We start from the raw sequence: 18,334 nt of genomic DNA, 5'->3' as shown, positions 1-18,334 counted from the left end.
GGCGCAGGTCATCGCGCGCCGTCCTAGACTCAACGGCGTGCACGACCTTGTCCCGATGGCCCGCTTCGGCGGCCTCGTCGCGTCCGATCTGCAGGACGTGACCAGTGATCCCACCGCCCTCGACTCGTCCGGCTTCTGGGCCGTTTCCGCTGATTTCGAGGGCCGCCTCGTCTGCGCCCGCTTCGCCTCCGTACGCACGGAGGCGGTGGCCGCCCCGGTGCGCGGCGGCTGGCGCGGGCCCGCGGCCGGTGACTGGAAGTCGTCCCTGGACCGTGCCGCGTACACCGCTGGCGTACGGCGGATCCGCGAGTACATCGCGGCCGGCGAGGTCTACCAGGCCAACCTCTGCCGGGTGATGACCGCTCCACTGCCCGACCCGGCCGCCTCGGACGTGGACGCGCTGACCGCGCTGCTCGCGCGCGGCAACCCCGCCCCCTACGCAGGAACGATCCGGCTGCCCGCGCACGGCGTGGAGATCGCCACCGCGTCCCCGGAACTCTTCCTCGCGCGAAACGGCCGGACCATCGAGTCCGGACCGATCAAGGGCACCGGGCGGACCGAGGACGATCTGCTGGAGAAGGACCACGCCGAGAACGTGATGATCGTCGACCTGGTCCGCAACGACCTCGGGCGGGTCTGCGCCACCGGATCGGTCACGGTCCCGGACCTCTGCGTGGTGGAGAAGCACCCCGGGCTCGTCCACCTCGTCTCCACCGTGCGCGGGGAGCTCGCCGAGGGGGCCGGCTGGCCCGAACTCCTGGACGCCGCGTTCCCCCCCGGCTCCGTCACCGGAGCACCCAAATCCAGCGCTCTCAGGATCATCGAGGAACTGGAGACCGCACCGCGCGGGCCCTACTGCGGCGGCATCGGCTGGGTCGACGCCGACCGCCGCACCGCCTCCCTGGCCGTCGGCATACGTACGTTCTGGATCGACCGGACCGCGGCCGCCCCGGTCCTGCGCTTCGGTACCGGGGCCGGCATCACCTGGGGCTCCGACCCGGAGCGCGAATGGGACGAAACCGAACTGAAGGCCTCCCGGCTGCTCGCTGTAGCGTCGGGCGCTCACGAAGCGACTGGAAGGACCGCGTGATGAGGATTTGGGTCAACGGCGAACTGCGGGGCGCCGACGACGCCCGGGTGTCCGTGCTCGACCACGGACTCACTGTGGGGGACGGCATCTTCGAGACGGTCAAGACCGTCGACGGCAGGCCCTTCGCTCTCACCCGCCACCTCGACCGGCTGGCCCGCTCGGCCCGCGGCCTCGGCCTTCCCGCGCCCGACCTCGACGAGGTGCGCCGCGCCAGCGCCGCCGTCATCGACGCCAACCCGATGGCGCGCGGCCGGCTGCGCATCACCTACACCGGAGGGCTCTCCCCGCTCGGCTCCGACCGCGGCGACGCCGGTCCCGGCCTCGTCGTCGCCCTCGGGGAGGCGCGCCGCCGCCCGGACAGCACCGCCGTGATCACCGTCCCCTGGACGCGCAACGAACGCGGTGCGCTCACCGGGCTCAAGACCACCTCGTACGCCGAGAACGTCGTCGCCCTCGCCCGCGCCCATGAGCACGGTGCGTCCGAGGCACTCTTCGCCAACACGGTCGGACAGCTCTGCGAAGGCACCGGGTCCAATGTCTTCGTCGTGCTCGACGGGCAGGTGCACACCCCGCCGGTCGCCTCCGGCTGCCTCGCCGGGATCACCCGCGCACTGGCCGTGGAATGGACGGGGGCGCAGGAAACCGACCTGCCGTTCGACGTCCTGGAACGGGCCGAGGAGATCTTTCTGACCTCCACCCTGCGTGATGTGCAGGCCGTCCACCGGGTGGACGACCGGGAGCTGCCCGACGGGCCCGGACCGGTGACCGCCAAGGCCATGCGGATCTTCGACGAGCGGGCCGGGAACGACCTCGACCCGTAGAGCCCGTGCCTCGACTCGGTAAAACGGGGTGACGGGCCGGGGCCAAGCGGATAGAACAACTCCGATGACTACGACCCTCCGGCCGACCGGGCCGATCCAGCAAGGCGCCGACGGCGCGAAGAGCCGGGCGTACGACGTGTGTGACAACGGGCGGCCCGTCGGCGCCGTCGAGATCGGCACGGATCCGCGGTTCGGCGCGTCGGTCGGCGTGCTGCGTTCCCTGAGCGTCGACGAGTCCCGTCGCAGGCGCGGCCGCGGCACCATCGCGGCGCTGGCGGCCGAAGAGGTGCTGCGCGGCTGGGACTGCACCCAGGTGCGCCTGGCGGCACCCGAGGGCAACGAGGGAATCCAGGGCCTGGCGGCCGCGCTCGGCTACACCGAACGCGGCCGGAACATGCTCAAGGAGCTCGACCGGGCGGCTCCGGCGCTGCCGGACGGTGTCATCGCCCGGCAGATGAGTGCCGAGGAGTTCGCGCGCTGGCAGCTCACCAGCGTCGACACGTATGCGCAGTCCTGGATTGACCAGGGCGTTCCGGCCGAGCAGGCCATCCAGAAGTCCCGCGCCGACCATGCCCAAAACCTGCCGGACGGCATCGACAGCGAGGGCATGCATTTCCACGTCCTCGTTCACGAGGACGCGGTCGTCGGCCATGTGTGGGTGTCGGTGCGCGAAGAAAGCCCGGGCGAAAAGGCCGGATACGTCTTCGACGTCGAAGTGGACGAGGAGTACCGGGGCCGGGGCTACGGACGTGCCCTGATGTGGCAGGCGGAGCACATCACGCTGGACGCGGGCGCCCACCGCCTCGGGCTGCATGTCTTCGCCGCCAACACATTGGCCCAGCGGCTGTACGAGTCGCTCGGTTACCGGACGACTCAGTACAACCTGGCCAAGACGCTCTGATCCTCCGCCGGCTCAGCCCTGCTCCGCGAGCAGCCGGTCGGCGATCTCCTCGATGCGTTCGCGCAGCCCGTCCTGACTCCTGCCTCCGTCCAGCCGCTCGTCGCCGATCACATACGTCGGCGTGCCGGTGACCCCGATCGCCTTGCCCTCGGCCTGGTCGGCGTCGACGATCAGCATGTGGCGGCCGTCGATCAGGGCGGTGTCCATCTCCTCGGCGTCCAGGCCGATTTCCCGCGCCACCTCGATCAGCAGCGGCTCGCCGGTGCGGCCGAGGTCTGCGGTGCGGGCGAGAACCGCCTCGATGTACGGCCAGCCCCTGCCCTGGGCCGTCGCCTCCTCGGCGGCCTGCGCGGCGGCGTGGGCGTGCTTGTGCTTCTCCAGCGGGAAGTGCCGCAGTCGCACCTCCAGCCGCTCGCCGTACTTGGCCCGCAGGGCGTGCACATCGGTGAGGGCCTGGTGACAGTCGGGGCACTGGAGCTCGCACCACAGGTCGAGGACGACCGGCGCTGCGGCGGTGGAATCGCTCATGCGGCCAGTCTCCCAGGGCGCGCGCGAGCGTCCCAATCCGCATCCGCATCCGTACCCGCACCCCGACCCCCGTCCGGTCCGCTCCGGCTTCGGGGGACCGGAGTGCTTCCGAATCGGCACCTGGGGAGGATCCCGGCCCTGAAATGTCCCTGATGTGGTCCCGGATCGTGGCCGACCGGGCGGTGGGCGGTGCAGGATGGAAGGGACGTTTCCCCATGTGCCTGGAGGCCCCGATGCTTGCCGAGACCATTTGCTCCGCGGTGTCCGCGGCGGGCCTGGGCATCGCCGCCGTCACCGCGTACCGGAAGCGCTTCCTCGCCGCGGTCCGGATCGCCGCCTACTCCCTGGTCCCGATCGGCCTGGTGCTGACCGGAATCGTGGACTGGGTCGCCGGAATCGCCTTCAAGCCGAGCGTCTGGCTCGGCTTCGGGCTGCTCGCCGTGGCCTGGCTGCTGTTCCTGACCACGCGCGCGATCGAGCGCCGAGGCGTCGGCACCCGTAAGGAACGCAAGGCCGCCGCACGGGCGGCACAGGGCGCGGCCGTCGCTCCGGCGGCTTCGGCGCCCTCCCTCGGCTCCGGACTCCCGGCGACCCGGGCACAGGCGGTCCCGAAGGCGAAAGCGAAGGAGCGGTCCGCGTCGTCGGGCGAGGACTTCAGCGACATCGAGGCCATCCTGAAGAAGCACGGCATCTGACCCCTACCACCACGGCGGGGTGGGGGCAAGATGGGCGCTACCGGGAGTCGGCCCGCTGCCGAGTACCTCGGGCTCTTCGCCGAGCAGCGGGTGTGCGGTGTCCTGGTCACCCCTGCCGATGCAACCAGCCGCAACCCGGAGGCGTTCCGCCGTCACCGGATCCCCTTCGTCCTGGTGGACCGCGTGGCGTCCGGCACGGGGACCTGCGCGGTCTCCGTCGACGACGTCCGCGGTGGCGCGCTCGCCGCCGGTCATCGGGTCTCGGCCGGGCACCACTCGGTGGCGTACGTCAGCGGCCCCGGTGAATTCGCTGAACCTGCCGCGGTGTTGTGCCACGCCGACGTCAACGACGAGTGGTTCAGGGACCGTCGTACCGAATACCTGACGGACGACCGGACGCCGGAGCGAATCGTGTTTCACTCCGGAGTGGGTGAACTCCCGGCGCAAAAAGGAGTGTTGATCGCCAACGGGGCCCGGTCTGCGTCATGATCGTCTCGAGATGGTGGACACCTCCCGGGGCGATGCCCCCGCCCCCGCTGACGAAGAGCCGCGCGGCTGCCTCTTCGCGCTTTCCCAGCCCCCTTTGATGATCTTCCTCGCGGTGATCGGCAGCCTGCTGCTGATGGCCGCGGTGCATGATCTCTTCATGCTGTGAACGGTCAGCCGGCCGCTTCCTTGCGGCGTGCCCGGTACGCGGCCACATGCAGACGGTTACCGCAGGTGCGGCTTGAGCAGTAGCGCCGGGAGCGGTTGCGCGAGAGGTCGACGAACGCGTGCCGGCAGTCCGGCGCCTCGCAGCGGCGCAGCCGCTCCTGCTCGCCCGCCACCACGATGAACGCCAGGGCCATGCCGCAGTCGGCCGCGAGGTGGTCGGCGACCGAGGCGTCCGGTGCGAAGTAGTGCACATGCCAGTCGTAGCCGTCGTGGTTGCTGAGCTGCGGTGTGGTGCCGGCGGCGGCGACGAGGGTGTTGACGAGCGAGGCCGCGGTCCGGGCGTCGTCCGTCGCGAAGATCTCGGCGAAGCGCTTCCGTACCTCCTGTACGGCCCGCAGGTCCTTCTCGTGGAGCTCGCCCACGCCGCTGATGCGATGACGGCGCGCGAAGTCGTACAGCGCTTCGATGCCGGCGAGACCGTCGGCCGGCCCGCCTTCCGGCTGTCCGCTCTCCGGCGCCGTGTTCAGCAGGTCGACCACCATGTCGAGGGCGATCCGGGTGTCGTGGGGGATCAGCACGCTTTCGCTCCCTGGCCTCCGGCGGGCGGGTGCCCGCCGATGCCGGCTGACTCTACTGGCTCGGTGCCGCCGCGCAGAGGCCCGAGAGGGCCCATGCGGGGCGCGAGGAGCGCGTACCGGCCACCTGTGCGTATCCATGGCCGGTGGCCGCCCGTCCGGGCCGTGACGGGCGGCCAGGGCCTGCGGGGGTGCGTACCGGTGCGCGAAGCATGGCCGCACGGATGGGCGGGAACGCGCACCGACGCCGTCACCACGGTGGATTCCGTGATGACGGCGTCGGTGTCAGCCCTATGAGGTTGTCCGCGCGGCGCCGTCTCCCCGAGTCGGACGGCACCGTGCAGCTCTCGGCCTGGCTCAGCTCTCGGCCAGGATGTGTGAGAGCTCCGTGTCGAGATCGAAGTGACGATGCTCGGTGCCCGGCGGAACCGCGGCGTCGGTCCTTTTCAGGAACGACTCCAGGGCCCGCGCCGGGGCTTCGAGCAGGGCTTCGCCCTCTGGGGAGCTCAGTGCGATGCAGACGACGCCTTGGCCGTGACTACGTGATGGCCAGACGCGGACGTCTCCGGTGCCGGTGGGCCGATGCAGCCCCTCGGCAAGGAGGTCGCGGGCGAAAACCCACTCGACCGTTTCCTCCGCTCCGGTGTGGAAGGTGGCGTGCACGGCATAGGGATCGGCCGTGTCATACCGCAGGCCCGCGGGTACAGGCAGTGAAGACTCGCTCGACACAACGAGGCGCAGGTGCAGCTCGCAGCTGACCGTGGTGTTCATAAGCGCCAGGGCCTTTCGCTCAGTGTGCGCTCGGGGATTCGCACGTCGGCGAAATCGACATGCCACCTACGGTGGCGTTGTAAACCCCTCTGACCTTTTTGTGCCCCTTCAGGTAGCTCGTACAGCGGTGTGTAACTTTGGGTTATGCGGCCATTCCGGTGACGAAGGGCGTTCCGGTAGATTGGCCCCATGAGCGCGGAGAGTGACGAGGGGGACGAGGGCGCCGTACCGGCGAAACCGTTGTCCGCCACGGGGGATGTGACGGGGAGCGTGACGGGAGAGGTCACAGAGGGTGTGACGAAGGGGGACCGGGAGCTCGGTTCCCGGGCACCCGGGTTCATCAAGGCGTCACGGGCGCTGCACCTGAGCTGGCAGGTCGGCGTCTTCGTGGTCGGCCTCGCGGTGGTCATCGCGGGGATCATCATGCTGCCGCTGCCCGGTCCCGGCTGGCTGGTGATCTTCGGCGGCATGGCGATCTGGGCCACCGAGTTCGTCTGGGCGCAGCTGGTGCTGCGCTGGACGCGGCGGAAGGTCACCGAGGCCGCCCAGCGGGCGCTCGATCCCAAGGTCCGGCGGCGCAACATCATCCTCACCGTGACCGGTCTGGTGATCATCGTGGTGCTCGTGGGGATCTACGTCTGGAAGTTCGGCGTGATAATGCCGTGGAAGATCCACGAGTGACCCGGGGATGGTCATGGGGTGCCGCTGACATGCGGTAATGTTTGGCCTGCGCCCGGGCGATTAGCTCAGTGGGAGAGCGCTTCGTTCACACCGAAGAGGTCACTGGTTCGAACCCAGTATCGCCCACCCGGACAGAGGGCCCGTGAGACTGCAGAGTCTCACGGGCCCTCTGCGTTTCCCACGGTGTCCCGGCCGTGCCCTTCGTCGCAGACCGCAGACCGCAGACCGCAGACCGCAGACCGCAGACCGCAGACCGGCCCGAGCCCCCGAGGGCACCCCGGACCGGCCGTGCGGCCCACCGTCAACGCATCCGGCCCAGGGTGTCCTTCAGGCGCCGCGCATCCCGCAGCCGTTGCTCGTACGTCGCCCCGACCACCAGCAGCAGCACCCCGGCGAGCGCGGGCGGCAGCCAGCGCGGTAGTGCGCCGACGACCTGGACCACGTACGGCGCGAGTTCGTGCAGCGCGTCCAGCGCCAGCACCGCACCACCGAGCAGCAGCAGAGCCTGCAGCCGCAGCCGCGCGCCCGCCAGGGTGATGACCAGCGCCGCCGCACCGAGCAGCAGCGGCCGCACCCAGGACGGATCACCCCAGGCCGCGAAGAGACTCGGCAGCAGAGTCGCCGCGAGACCCGCCCCGTACGCCGTCCACGACGAGGCCTCGGGATCACGGCGCCGACGCAGCACACCGACCGCAAGGGCGGGCACCGTCACCGGCAGGGTGTACGCCTCCGGGGCCGACACTCCCGAAGCCGACAACCGCAGCCAGGCCGCCAGGACGAACAGCGCCGTCGCCAGATACCCGGCCACCGGCCGGCGCTCGGCCCGTACGGCCGTGCCCGCCGCGAGCACCCCGCACAGCGCCAGCACCAATGCCAGGAACGGCCGGTCCGGCACCGCCATGCCCACGGCCATCACACCCGCCACGGCCCCGGTCAGCTCGACCGGCAGAGCCGGTGGGCGGCCCCGCAGCCGCGCCCCGAGCAGCACCGTCACCAGAGGGACGACCAGCATGACCGGTGCCGCCCGATACCCGGCGAGCCCCCATGAGGCCCCCACCGCACGGGCCAGCACCATCCCGCACACCACCGCACCGCACGCCGGCACCGCCTGCGCCGTCCGCAACACCCCTGCCGCACGCGCCGCCTGAGCGGCAGGCAGTGGTGGCAAGGCCCGCGCCGCTGCCGGGACCGCGGCACCGCCGAGTACCACCGCAGCCGCCGCGAGCACCACCAGCAACACCGTGAACACCGCGTACGTGGCGGTCTCCGTGGCGAGCGACAGCATCCCCACGCTCACCGCACCCGTCAGGCCGCACACCAGCGCGGTCCGACCCACCCCATTCGTCCCCCGGCGCAATTCCCGCACCGCCACCGCGAACACCCCGGCGACCAGCGCGGACTGCACCGACAGCGCGGCCGCGTACGAAAGTCCCAGCACCGCGGGCAACGCGGTGCACCCCGCCCAGCCGAGTGCCACCGCACCGGCCCCCGCAGCACCTCGCCACGCCGCCCCCGGCGCGACGACCGGCCCGGCCACCCGCAGCCACGACGCCCACGACCGGTACGCCGCCCCCGACAGGGCGGCCACCACCAACAGCACCACCGGGGCAGAAGCCATCGCGGACCACGCCATGGCCTCCATACCCAACGCGCCCCGTACCCCGCCCTCCGGCACACCCGACCACACCCGGGCCGCCTGCGACACCGTGCCCGCCAGCGACAGGCCGACCGGCGGCACCGCAGCCAGAACCGAACCCACGGTCACCGCCGACGAGGCCCACAGCAGGCCCTTCCCGACCGGGCGCGGCAGCGGAGCGCGCACCGCCGCCAACAGCACCACACCGCACAGCAGGTACAGCGGCACCGACCAGTCCCCGGCCACCCCGGCACCCAGCACACCGCCCACCGCGGCCACCCCGCCGAGCCCGGCCACCGCTCCACCGGCCACCGCGAGCCCCGTCGGCGCACGACACGCCCCGGCCACCGCGACCGCCGCACCCGCGAGCAACAGCAGACCCGGCGCCACCGCGGCCGACACCGCGTCGGCGGACACCGACTGCCCCAGGCCCACCAGCAGGCCCGGCAGACCCGCCGCCCAGCAGCAGACGGAGGCCGTCACCCGTACCGCAACTCCCTTGCCCCACACCGCGATCGCACAGTCCAGCGCCGCCGTCGCCAGCAGCGCCCAGCCGAATACCGTGGCCCCCGCGCCCGCCGACCACGCCCACAGCAACAGCGGCAGTTGCGCGGTCACCACGGCCAGGGGCAGCGGCAGCCGGAGCCGGCCGAGCAGCAGCCCGTACGCACCCCAGAGCACCGCCAGCACCGCCGAGGCGACCGAGGCGAAACCGGGACCGCCGGCGTCCGGCACCGCCACCTCGTGCAGCGCGTACGCGTCGAGCACCATCAGCACCGACGCCAGAGCGGCGAGCGACTCGGCCGTCGAGGACAGCCCGCGTCGCAGCAGCACGGCGGGGGCGCAGAGCGCCGCGACCGTCACCAGCGTCAGCACCGCGGAGCGGCCACCGATGCCCATCTGACCCCAGTTGACCAGGGTGAACGCGATCGCGGCGATCGTGAGCAGCAGACCGCCCAGGGTGAGCAGCACATTCTGCGCGCTGCGCGGTCCGGCCGGCGCGGTGGGAGGGCCGAAGGGAGCCGCGAACGGGACCGATGACCGGACCGGCGCCGACGGCCCGAACGGAGCGGCGTGCGGCGGCACGGGCGGCACTGCGGGGCGCGCGGCGGGCTGCGCCAGCACACTCACCAGCCAGGCACGACGAACCAGCAACTGGGACCGGCGGGTATCCAACCGGGCCAGTTCGCGATCGAGGAGCGCCAATTCCTCGGCAGGCGGCGGCACATGTTCCATGGACGGGAGTGTGGCGCGAGCAACAGGACCGGACATGGGCTCGGATACTCAGTTTCCCGGCTGAGTACGCGCAGACTTGGGTCATGGACTGGAGTCACTACCGATTCGTGAGTGTCTGGGACCTGCCGGGGCCGCCCGACACCGTGTACGAGATCCTCGGACGTCCCGACGACTACCCGCGATGGTGGCCGCAGGTCCGCGAGGTCACCTCGGTCGACGGCACCACCGGTACCACCCGGATCCGCTCCCTCCTCCCGTACGACCTCGTCATGACCGTCCGCGAACACCGCCGCGACCCCGCGGCCCGGGTCCTCGAAGCGGCCCTCGGCGGCGACCTCGTCGGCTGGGCCCGGTGGACGGTCACCGCGCACGGCGCAGGCAGCCGTGCCACGTACGAGCAGGAGGTCGAGGTGCACCGACGGCTGATGCGACTCCTCGCGGTGCCCGGACGCGCCGTGTTCCGGGCCAACCACGCACTGATGATGCGCGCCGGGTGCCGGGGCCTCACGGCCTGGCTGGAAGGAGTTTGAACCGGACGCCGTGAGCCCTGTATGGTTCAACCCGTTCCCGGGCGATTAGCTCAGTGGGAGAGCGCTTCGTTCACACCGAAGAGGTCACTGGTTCGAACCCAGTATCGCCCACCCTGAAGAGGCCGGTCCGTCAGCAGAATCGACGGACCGGCCTCTGCGTGTCCGGGCGCGGGAGCCGGTCCGGTGTCCGTCGGCCCGACCCGTCCGATCACGCCGCGGCGGGCAGTTCCGGGCGCAGCGGCCACGCGGGGTCCACCGCTTCGACCGTGCCGTTCTTCGCGAACCACGCCTGCAGCCCACGAGCCTGTGCCGCATGCCACACGGCCTGCAACGTGTGCAGCTCCGGCGGGGACAGCCGCTCCAGCCGGGACGAGAACCGCCGCCCCACCGCCCGTACCAGCTCCAGCGAGGCCGCCGCATCGGCCGCCGCGTCGTGCGCGCCGTCCAGCACCACCCCGTACAGCTCGCAGAGATCGGTGAGGGTCCGCCGCCCCTTGCGGTAACGGTCCAGATGCTTGTCGAGCACGCGCGGATCCAGCACGCACAGCGGTGTGTTCTGCAGGTACTGGGCGAGTGACGACGCGCGGTGGCGCCTCAACTCCCGGTCCAGCAAAGTCAGATCGAACGGTGCGTTCATCACGACGAGCGGCCGGCCGGACGCGCACTGCTCGGCGAGCGCACGGGCTATCTCCTCCACCACCGGCGCGGGCCAGCGGCCGTTGCGCTGAAGATGGTCGTCGGTCAGACCGTGGATCGCGGTCGCCCCCACGGGCACCGGAACCCCCGGATTCACCAGCCAGCGGGTGACCCGCGCCCGCCCGCCTGCCGTGTCCTGGACGACCAGGGCGGCCGAGACGATCCGGTCCCCCTCGACGTCCACTCCCGTTGTCTCGGTGTCAAATGCGGCCAGTGGCCCTTCGTACCAGTGAGTCATCCCCGAACTCCTCGTGCCCGAACGGCAGATGGCGTGATTCCCCTGCCCGGTCCGGTGATACCCGCACCCTTTGCCTGATACGCCGTTTGCGCTCCGTTCCGTGCGGTGACAACACAGGTGGGGGGAAAGGAAGTTGTCCGTCACCCCGCCATCGAGACCCCTCCGTCGAAGAACCGATCGGCACAGCCCGGAAGGCCCACGCAGCCATGGCGCTCGCGCAGCCCGAACCGAGCGGGCTGCTGCCCCAGCGGATCGCACCGCTGCGCGGCGCACTCGCCACCACCGCCTGCATGGAGACGCTCCAGGTGGGCTACTTGCACGCGGTCGCGGCCGCGGCGGGGTGTTCCCTGTCGCAGCCCTTCCCCGACAACGGCATCGACTGGCACGTCAGCCATGGCGCCCCGGGCCATGCCGTGGACGACGAAGTGACCATAAAGGTGCAGCTCAAATGCACCTACCAGATCCCGCCGCACCCGCCGGGACCGACGTTCTCCTTCACACTCGACAACGCGCATCTCGTGAAACTCGCCCGGACTCCCGTGTCGGTCCACAAGATCCTCGTCGTGATGATCGTGCCGCGCAGCCAGGACGAGTGGCTGCGCGCCGGACACGACCGGCTCGACCTGCGGCACTGCTGTTACTGGACCAACCTGGCCGGCCACGCGGTCACTGGCCGGCACCGGACCACCGTGCGGATCCCGACCTCGCGCATCTTCGACGACCGGGCGCTCTGCGAGATCATGACCCGCGTAGGGGCGGGAGGGAGACCCTGATGCACCGGCCGATGGACGAGTCCGCCAACTCCGCCAACTCCGCCAACTCCGCCAACGAAGTGATCACGTCAGCCATGCGCCCCCACCCGAGCGAATCCGCGGGAGCGTGGCCCACCGCTCCCCGGCCGCCCGGGGACATCCCCGACCCCGCCCGGGTCGACCCCGCGGTCCTCGCCGCCCTGCTCGACCGGCACGGCTGGCTCCGCCGCGGCGGAGCGGCCGGACGGTACAGCCGCTGGACCCCACCGGGAGCACCGGCCCCGCCCGGCGGCGGTACGAGCCTCCTCGTACCCGACACCACCGCCTTCCCCGACAGCGAGGACCTCCTCGGCGAGGCGCTGACCGCCCTTGCCCGCAGCGCCGCACCCTCCGCCCGCGAAGTCCTGGTCTCCCTCGCCGTGCCCAGCGACGAGATCCGGTGGTGGCGCGAGGTCCCCGAACCCGTCGGGGGAGCGGCCGGGGCGGCAGGCTGGACGGGAGCGGAGCAACTGCACAGCGCCGCCCGGCAGATCCTGCTCGCCGGAGCCCTCGCCGTCCGGGCACGCGCCGGCTACCACGGCGCACGCCACCGCCGCAGGGCCCGGGCGGCCCTCGACGGCATCCTCGTCGGGCCCGCGCCCGGCGGCCGCGATCTCGCCGCGTTCGTCCCCGTAGAACCGGGCCGGCCCGTCGCCGTACGGCTCTACCATGCCCTGCACGCCACCCGCGATGCCGTGGACTACCAGCGGGCCACGGGCGGGTTCGAAGCCTTCGACACCGCCGTCGAGGCAGGGGCCGGCCGGGAACTCACCGAGGCCCTCATCGCGCTGGTCCAGGGCTCGGAGGGGGCCGGGATCGCCCTTCAGTGGGCGCCCGCCGCCGGGATCCCCGAGGGCTGTCCGGCCCGTCCCGAGCCGGTGGAATTCTCCCCGGGCGACCTGCCCGCCCTGCGCCGGGCGGGCGCCCGCTACCTCCGGGACGAGCCCGCCGTGACGGTACGGATCACCGGCGCCGTCGTCCGGCTGCGCCGCTCGGGACCGCGGGGCGCCGGAATCGTACGGCTGCGGGTGCTGGCCGGCGCCGAGGTGGCGCACGTACGGCTGGAGCTGGACGAGGAGGCTTACCGGATCGCCGGCCACGCCCACCTGGTGGGGCTGCCGATCAGGGTGGAGGGCAGGCTGGAGAGCCGCGGCGGCTTCCGGCGGCTGACCCGGACCGCGCAGGTGGTGCCCGTGCAGGTGGACGAGGCGGAACGGGACCGGCTGATGAAGTCGCTCCAGGAGAACGTCGACTATTTCGAGGAGGCGTGCACGGGCGAATAGGGGCGTAGTGGGGGAGCCGGGGGCCTTCACGGCTCCACCGTTTCGCAGAGGGGGCCCGCGGCTCGGTACGATTCGTATCGCACGCGCACCACGCATGCGTGCGTACCCCCTGAGTCAGGAGAGACCGGTGTCAGACGTCCGTGTGATCATCCAACGCGATTCCGAGCGGGAAGAGCGCGTGGTGACGACGGGCACTACGGCGGCCGAGCTTTTCCCCGGCGAGCGCACCGTTGTCGCCGCCCGGGTCGCCGGTGAGCTGAAGGACCTCGCGTACGCCGTCGCCGACGGCGAGGTCGTCGAGCCCGTCGAGATCTCCTCCGAGGACGGCCTGAACATCCTCCGGCACTCCACCGCGCATGTCATGGCGCAGGCCGTTCAGCAGCTCTTCCCCGAGGCCAAGCTGGGCATCGGCCCGCCGGTCAAGGACGGCTTCTACTACGACTTCGACGTCGAGAAGCCGTTCACTCCCGAGGACCTCAAGGCCATCGAGAAGAAGATGCAGGAGATCCAGAAGCGCGGGCAGAGGTTCTCCCGCCGGGTCGTGACGGACGAGGCCGCGCGTGAGGAGCTGGCAGACGAGCCGTACAAGCTGGAGCTCATCGGCATCAAGGGCTCCGACTCCGTCGAGAACGCCGGCGACGGCGCGGATGTCGAGGTGGGCGGCGGCGAGCTGACCATCTACGACAACCTCGACCCGAAGAGCGGCGAGCTGTGCTGGAAGGACCTCTGCCGCGGCCCGCACCTGCCCACCACCCGGTTCATCCCGGCGTTCAAGCTGATGCGGAACGCCGCGGCGTACTGGCGGGGCAGCGAGAAGAACCCCATGCTCCAGCGGATCTACGGGACGGCCTGGCCCACCAAGGACCAGCTGAAGGCGCACCTGGAGTTCCTGGAGGAGGCCGCCAAGCGCGACCACCGCAAGCTCGGCAACGAGCTGGACCTCTTCTCCTTCCCGGACGAGATCGGCTCCGGTCTCGCGGTCTTCCACCCCAAGGGCGGCATCATCCGCCGCACCATGGAGGACTACTCGCGCCGGCGTCACGAGGAGGAGGGCTACGAGTTCGTCTACTCGCCGCACGCCACCAAGGGCAAGCTCTTCGAGAAGTCCGGCCACCTGGACTGGTACTCCGAGGGCATGTACCCGCCCATGCAGCTCGACGAGGGCGTGGACTACTACCTCAAGCCCATGAACTGCCCGATGCACAACCTGATCTTCGATGCGCGCGGGCGTTCGTACCGTGAACTTCCCTTGAGGCTCTTTGAGTTCGGGACCGTGTACCGGTATGAGAAGTCCGGCGTCGTGCACGGCCTCACCCGGGCCCGCGGCTTCACGCAGGACGACGCGCACATCTACTGCACCAAGGAACAAATGGCGGAGGAGCTCGACAAGACGCTCACCTTCGTCCTGAACCTGCTCCGCGACTACGGTCTGACCGACTTCTACCTGGAGCTCTCCACCAAGGACCCGGTCAAGTTCGTCGGCTCCGACGAGGTGTGGGAAGAGGCCACCGAGACGCTGCGCCAGGTCGCCGAGAAGCAGGGCCTGCCGCTGGTCCCGGACCCGGGCGGCGCCGCGTTCTACGGCCCGAAGATCTCCGTGCAGGCACGCGACGCCATCGGCCGTACCTGGCAGATGTCGACCGTCCAGCTCGACTTCAACCTGCCGGAGCGCTTCAACCTGGAGTACACCGGCCCGGACGGCGCCAAGCAGCGCCCGGTCATGATCCACCGTGCCCTGTTCGGTTCCATCGAGCGCTTCTTCGCCGTGCTGCTGGAGCACTACGCGGGTGCGTTCCCGGTCTGGCTGGCCCCGGTCCAAGCGGTCGGCATCCCGATCGGTGACGCGCACATCCCGTACCTCCAGGAGTTCGCGGCCAAGGCGAGGAAGAAGGGGCTGCGGGTCGAGGTGGACGCCTCGTCCGACCGGATGCAGAAGAAGATCCGGAACCAGCAGAAGGCCAAGGTGCCCTTCATGATCATCGCGGGCGACGAGGACATGGCCAACGGCGCCGTCTCCTTCCGCTACCGCGACGGATCGCAGGAGAACGGCATCCCCGTCGAGGACGCCATCGCCAAGATCCAGAAGGCCGTCGAGGACCGCGTCCAGGTCTGACGGGCACGGAGTGGGAGACCCCCGGAGAGCTACCCGCTCTCCGGGGGTCTCTTCTCGTCCTCCCGCCGGAAGACCCGCAGCAGCCACGACGAGAACGAACCCGTCACCGCCCCCAGCAGCGCCAGACCGCAGGCCATCAGGCCCGATGCCACGACCCGCCCGCTGGGGGTGACCGGCACCGTGTCCCCGTACCCCACCGTCGTGAGCGTCTCGCAGGCCCACCACACCGCGTCGCCGAACGTGCGGATGGAGGCACCCTTCGCGGTGTGCTCCTGGTCGTACACGGCGAGCGCGGCGGAGAAGCCGAGCAGCAGGGCGCTCACTCCGGCGTAGGCGATCACGCGCGCGTACAGGCTCAGCCGCGGCTGCTCCCTGTGCTGCTGGACCGCCGTGTAGAGCCGGATCAGGCGCAGCGGCCGCAGCAGGGGAAGCAGCAGGACCACCGTGTCCAGCCAGTGCACACGGACGAAACGATGACCGAGGCCGCTGAGCCGGAGCCGTACCGCATAGTCCGCGGCGAAGACCAGCCAGGTCGCGCAGACCAGTGCGAGGGCGATCTCGCGCCATGGGCGGGCGTCGTGCGGGGCGAGCACGCGGACCGCGTAACCGAGCAGGAAGAGCAGCGAGGCGCCGAAGAGAGGCACTTCCGTGCGCTGCTCCCAATGCCTGAAACGAGGAGGGGTGGAGTCCGCGGGCTGGTCGATCACCGCCTCAGCATCGCCGGGCGCCGACGGGTGCGGCCCCGGCGACACGCTGCCCGGGAGCGAAGCAATATGCTGATCGGCATGACGAGTGAGCCGGAGCAGCAGATCGGAGTCGGGACGCCCGACGCGTTCCAGCGACTGTGGACGCCCCACCGGATGGCGTACATCCAGGGCGAGAACAAGCCGTCCGGTCCGGAGGCCGGCGATGGCTGTCCGTTCTGCGCGATTCCGTCGCAGTCGGACGAGGACGGGCTTGTCGTGGCACGTGGCAAGCATGTCTATGCCGTGCTGAATCTGTACCCGTACAACGGCGGTCATCTGATGGTGGTGCCGTACCGGCATGTCGCGGACTACACGGAGCTGGACGGTCCGGAGACACTGGAGCTCGCCGACTTCACCAAGCGGGCGATGGTGGCACTGCGGACGGCATCGGGGGCGCACGGGTTCAATATCGGTATGAACCAGGGGGCCGTGGCGGGAGCCGGTATCGCGGCCCACTTGCACCAGCACCTGGTGCCGCGCTGGGGCGGTGACACCAACTTCATGCCGGTGGTCGGGCACACGAAGGTGCTGCCGCAACTGCTCGCCGACACGCGCAAGATGCTGGCCGACGCCTGGCCGGTGGGCTGATCCCGGCTGTTGCTTCGAAGGGGCCGCCCCGGTCTTCGCCTTTTTGCCGGGGCGGCCTTTCGCCGTCTACGCGTCGTACAGGTCGGCCTTGCGCGGTGTCGGGTCCTGGACCAGGCCGCTCAATATCATCGAGCGGTTGTCGAAGCGTTCGGTATCCACGCCGTTCTCCTCCAGGACGCGCAGGGCGGCGCTGTGCACGGCGCGCAGGACGGGGGTGGCGGCGCGCATCGCGTCGTCGGCCATGAAGCGGTGGCGCCAAGGCTTCTCGGCCCAGGCGTGGCGCAGGCCGAACGGCTCCGGCAGGGCGATCTTGCCGCCCAGGTAGTCGAGGAGCGGCGGGTACCAGGTGAGGGGTGCGCGCAGGGCGAGACGGACGACTTCGCGGGGTTCGACCAGTGCGAGGGTGATGTCGCGGGTCTCCCAGAACCGGACGGTCTTGTTGACGGTCTTGGTCTTGGCCGCGGGCTTGCTGGTGAAGAGCGAGTGGACCGGGCCGAGTGCGTGTCCGGTGACTTCGATGCGCAGGGTTTCGTAGAGCACCGTGACCGTGATCATCATGGTGATGACCAACTGGCCGTCCCAGAGGGTGAACTGGACGCCCAGGTAGTGCCGGTCGCCGCCGCCGAACTGCTGATGGTTGCAGATTCGCTGTATCTCGTGTGGTTTGACCTGGAAGGTGGCGACGTCCTCGCCGTCGGGACGGGAGACCGAGTCGGCGTTCTCGCCGACGGGGGAGACGACCCAGTGGGTGACCGACGGGGTGGGGAATCCGCCGGTGTTCAGCGGGCCGCGCTCCAGCACCTTGAGCTGGTCGTGGATGACGCGTATCAGGTCCCAGCTGCGGAACTGGTGGAATTCCTTGCCGGGTTCCTTGGAGACGAGTTCTTCGGCGAGCTGCCAGCTGCCCCAGCGGGTTCCCATGCCGAGGATTCCCTTGGGGCCCGCGTAGAAGACCGAGTTGGACTGCTGCTCGGCGGAGAGCTTCTCCAGGCCCTGGCGCAGTGCCTCGCGGGATGTCTCGTTGGGGTTCTTCGGTACGGCCTCGGGGATCTTGGCGATGACGCCGCCGCCGGAGAGCAGTCCTTCCCAGCGGGCGCGCATGTCCTTGGCGGAGGATTCGGCGATCCGCTTGGCGAGGAGCCAGCCGATCACGGGGGCGACGATCATCGCCCGTACGTAGAGCGCCAGGAATCCGGTGAGCGGCAGCTTGATCAGGAAGAACAGGGCCACGATGCCGATGACCGGGAGCAGGGCGTTGCCCAGGGTGGCGAGCGCCTTGTCCTTGGTGTTGCCGAGCCCGTCGCGCAGTCGGAAGGCGATGACCCACAGGATCATGCCGGGCAGGAAGAGGAAGCCGAACAGGGCGGTGACGGCGGTCAGTTTGCTGTCGCGTGCCCTGCGGAGGCGGGTCGCGGACAGGCAGTGCTCGACGACCGTCTGCGGATCGGTCCCGAAGGACTGGATGAGCGCCTTCCGGGCACCGCCCAGCATGCGCTCCTGGACGGCGCGGGAGAACGCCTCGCCGAGATTGGGCTTGAAGTAGTCGGACTTGAAGAGCTTGGAACGGCCTGCCTTGACTTCGGACTTGTGCCATTCGCTGTTGGCGTCAAGGATCGTCTCCACCGGACTGTCGCGGTACGCGGCGGAGGCGAGGGCGTTCGTCGCCACCGTCTGTCCGCCCGAGCCCTGGAGCGGGATCTGCGCTCCAGGAGAGAAATCGAATCCGTCGTTGGCCACTGTCGCCCCCACTCGCCGCCATGG

18 protein-coding genes, 2 tRNA genes and 1 pseudogene are annotated in these 18,334 nt (G+C 70.6%); 14 read left to right on the top strand and 7 right to left on the bottom strand.

Annotated features, from left to right (window positions below; all coding sequences use genetic code 11):
- Window positions 1–55: 55 nt before the first annotated feature.
- The 3 genes from OG936_RS04490 (at window position 56) to OG936_RS04480 (ending at window position 2,812) form a co-directional block, all read left to right on the top strand.
- On the top strand, window positions 56–1,090 hold the full coding sequence (locus OG936_RS04490; RefSeq protein WP_266752099.1) for a chorismate-binding protein: 1,035 nt from the start codon (window positions 56–58) through the stop codon (window positions 1,088–1,090).
- Window positions 1,090–1,911, top strand: coding sequence for an aminotransferase class IV (locus OG936_RS04485; RefSeq protein WP_406492703.1), 822 nt, complete (start codon window positions 1,090–1,092; stop codon window positions 1,909–1,911). Before OG936_RS04490 ends, OG936_RS04485 begins: the two co-directional genes overlap by 1 nt.
- Window positions 1,912–1,975: 64 nt before the next feature.
- Entirely contained in the window at window positions 1,976–2,812 is an 837-nt protein-coding gene (locus OG936_RS04480) for a GNAT family N-acetyltransferase (RefSeq protein WP_406492702.1), read from the top strand.
- Between the two features lie 12 nt (window positions 2,813–2,824).
- Here the strand turns inward: OG936_RS04480 and OG936_RS04475 are convergent, their stop codons facing one another.
- Window positions 2,825–3,340, bottom strand: coding sequence for a DsbA family protein (locus tag OG936_RS04475; protein WP_266745140.1), 516 nt, complete (start codon window positions 3,338–3,340; stop codon window positions 2,825–2,827).
- Window positions 3,341–3,573: 233 nt separating this feature from the next.
- Here OG936_RS04475 and OG936_RS04470 point away from each other — a divergent pair, with 233 nt between their 5' ends.
- The 3 genes and pseudogenes from OG936_RS04470 (at window position 3,574) to OG936_RS04460 (ending at window position 4,690) form a co-directional block, all read left to right on the top strand.
- Window positions 3,574–4,035, top strand: a complete 462-nt coding sequence (locus tag OG936_RS04470) for a hypothetical protein (RefSeq protein ID WP_383753973.1) — start codon at window positions 3,574–3,576, stop codon at window positions 4,033–4,035.
- A 57-nt stretch (window positions 4,036–4,092) separates the two neighbouring features.
- Window positions 4,093–4,335 (top strand): annotated as a pseudogene (locus OG936_RS04465) (LacI family transcriptional regulator); the annotation flags it as partial.
- A gap of 199 nt (window positions 4,336–4,534) precedes the next feature.
- Window positions 4,535–4,690 carry a hypothetical protein gene (locus tag OG936_RS04460; protein WP_266745138.1) on the top strand — a complete coding sequence of 52 codons (156 nt, stop codon included), beginning with the start codon at window positions 4,535–4,537 and terminating at the stop codon, window positions 4,688–4,690.
- 4 nt (window positions 4,691–4,694) lie between these two features.
- Here the strand turns inward: OG936_RS04460 and OG936_RS04455 are convergent, their stop codons facing one another.
- Window positions 4,695–5,267 (bottom strand): CGNR zinc finger domain-containing protein, encoded by a 573-nt coding sequence (locus OG936_RS04455; protein ID WP_406492701.1) that lies wholly within the window; start codon window positions 5,265–5,267, stop codon window positions 4,695–4,697.
- 354 nt (window positions 5,268–5,621) lie between these two features.
- The gene (locus tag OG936_RS04450; protein WP_003959770.1) at window positions 5,622–6,035 is read right to left on the bottom strand and encodes an SsgA family sporulation/cell division regulator; all 414 of its coding nucleotides are present in this window, start codon (window positions 6,033–6,035) and stop codon (window positions 5,622–5,624) included.
- A gap of 189 nt (window positions 6,036–6,224) precedes the next feature.
- Here OG936_RS04450 and OG936_RS04445 point away from each other — a divergent pair, with 189 nt between their 5' ends.
- Both OG936_RS04445 and OG936_RS04440 read left to right on the top strand, forming a co-directional pair.
- Window positions 6,225–6,716, top strand: coding sequence for a TIGR02611 family protein (locus OG936_RS04445; protein ID WP_406492700.1), 492 nt, complete (start codon window positions 6,225–6,227; stop codon window positions 6,714–6,716).
- 54 nt (window positions 6,717–6,770) lie between these two features.
- Window positions 6,771–6,842: transfer RNA gene (locus OG936_RS04440), tRNA-Val, on the top strand.
- A 175-nt stretch (window positions 6,843–7,017) separates the two neighbouring features.
- On the opposite strand, the gene OG936_RS04435 is transcribed toward OG936_RS04440, so the two are convergent.
- Window positions 7,018–9,588, bottom strand: coding sequence for an SCO7613 C-terminal domain-containing membrane protein (locus OG936_RS04435; protein ID WP_406492699.1), 2,571 nt, complete (start codon window positions 9,586–9,588; stop codon window positions 7,018–7,020).
- Window positions 9,589–9,671: 83 nt separating this feature from the next.
- On the opposite strand from OG936_RS04435, the gene OG936_RS04430 reads away from it, so the two are divergent.
- Window positions 9,672–10,118, top strand: coding sequence for an SRPBCC family protein (locus OG936_RS04430; RefSeq protein ID WP_406492697.1), 447 nt, complete (start codon window positions 9,672–9,674; stop codon window positions 10,116–10,118).
- Window positions 10,119–10,157: 39 nt separating this feature from the next.
- A tRNA-Val gene (locus OG936_RS04425) sits at window positions 10,158–10,229 on the top strand.
- A gap of 97 nt (window positions 10,230–10,326) precedes the next feature.
- Here OG936_RS04425 and OG936_RS04420 read toward each other — a convergent pair.
- Entirely contained in the window at window positions 10,327–11,052 is a 726-nt protein-coding gene (locus tag OG936_RS04420; protein WP_406492695.1) for a 3'-5' exonuclease, read from the bottom strand.
- A 206-nt stretch (window positions 11,053–11,258) separates the two neighbouring features.
- On the opposite strand from OG936_RS04420, the gene OG936_RS04415 reads away from it, so the two are divergent.
- The 3 genes from OG936_RS04415 to thrS all read left to right on the top strand — a co-directional run bounded on the left by OG936_RS04415 (window position 11,259) and on the right by thrS (window position 15,239).
- The gene (locus OG936_RS04415; protein WP_266745132.1) at window positions 11,259–11,825 is read left to right on the top strand and encodes a DUF4365 domain-containing protein; all 567 of its coding nucleotides are present in this window, start codon (window positions 11,259–11,261) and stop codon (window positions 11,823–11,825) included.
- On the top strand, window positions 11,825–13,126 hold the full coding sequence (locus OG936_RS04410; protein ID WP_406492693.1) for a hypothetical protein: 1,302 nt from the start codon (window positions 11,825–11,827) through the stop codon (window positions 13,124–13,126). The genes OG936_RS04415 and OG936_RS04410 overlap by 1 nt, the downstream gene beginning before the upstream one ends.
- Before the next feature lie 127 nt (window positions 13,127–13,253).
- Window positions 13,254–15,239 carry a threonine--tRNA ligase gene (thrS, locus tag OG936_RS04405; RefSeq protein ID WP_406492691.1) on the top strand — a complete coding sequence of 662 codons (1,986 nt, stop codon included), beginning with the start codon at window positions 13,254–13,256 and terminating at the stop codon, window positions 15,237–15,239.
- A gap of 29 nt (window positions 15,240–15,268) precedes the next feature.
- Here thrS and OG936_RS04400 read toward each other — a convergent pair whose 3' ends face one another.
- Window positions 15,269–15,946 (bottom strand): potassium channel family protein, encoded by a 678-nt coding sequence (locus OG936_RS04400; protein WP_406492689.1) that lies wholly within the window; start codon window positions 15,944–15,946, stop codon window positions 15,269–15,271.
- Window positions 15,947–16,012: 66 nt separating this feature from the next.
- On the opposite strand from OG936_RS04400, the gene OG936_RS04395 reads away from it, so the two are divergent.
- Entirely contained in the window at window positions 16,013–16,573 is a 561-nt protein-coding gene (locus tag OG936_RS04395; RefSeq protein WP_266745129.1) for an HIT domain-containing protein, read from the top strand.
- Between the two features lie 66 nt (window positions 16,574–16,639).
- Here OG936_RS04395 and OG936_RS04390 read toward each other — a convergent pair whose 3' ends face one another.
- Window positions 16,640–18,310, bottom strand: a complete 1,671-nt coding sequence (locus OG936_RS04390) for a hypothetical protein (protein WP_406492687.1) — start codon at window positions 18,308–18,310, stop codon at window positions 16,640–16,642.
- Between the last annotated feature and the right edge of the window lie 24 nt (window positions 18,311–18,334).

Origin of the sequence: Streptomyces sp. NBC_00846, assembly GCF_045207325.1 — a bacterium.
Lineage (GTDB): Bacteria > Actinomycetota > Actinomycetes > Streptomycetales > Streptomycetaceae > Streptomyces.
This window is presented reverse-complemented; position numbering and strand designations above follow the sequence as displayed.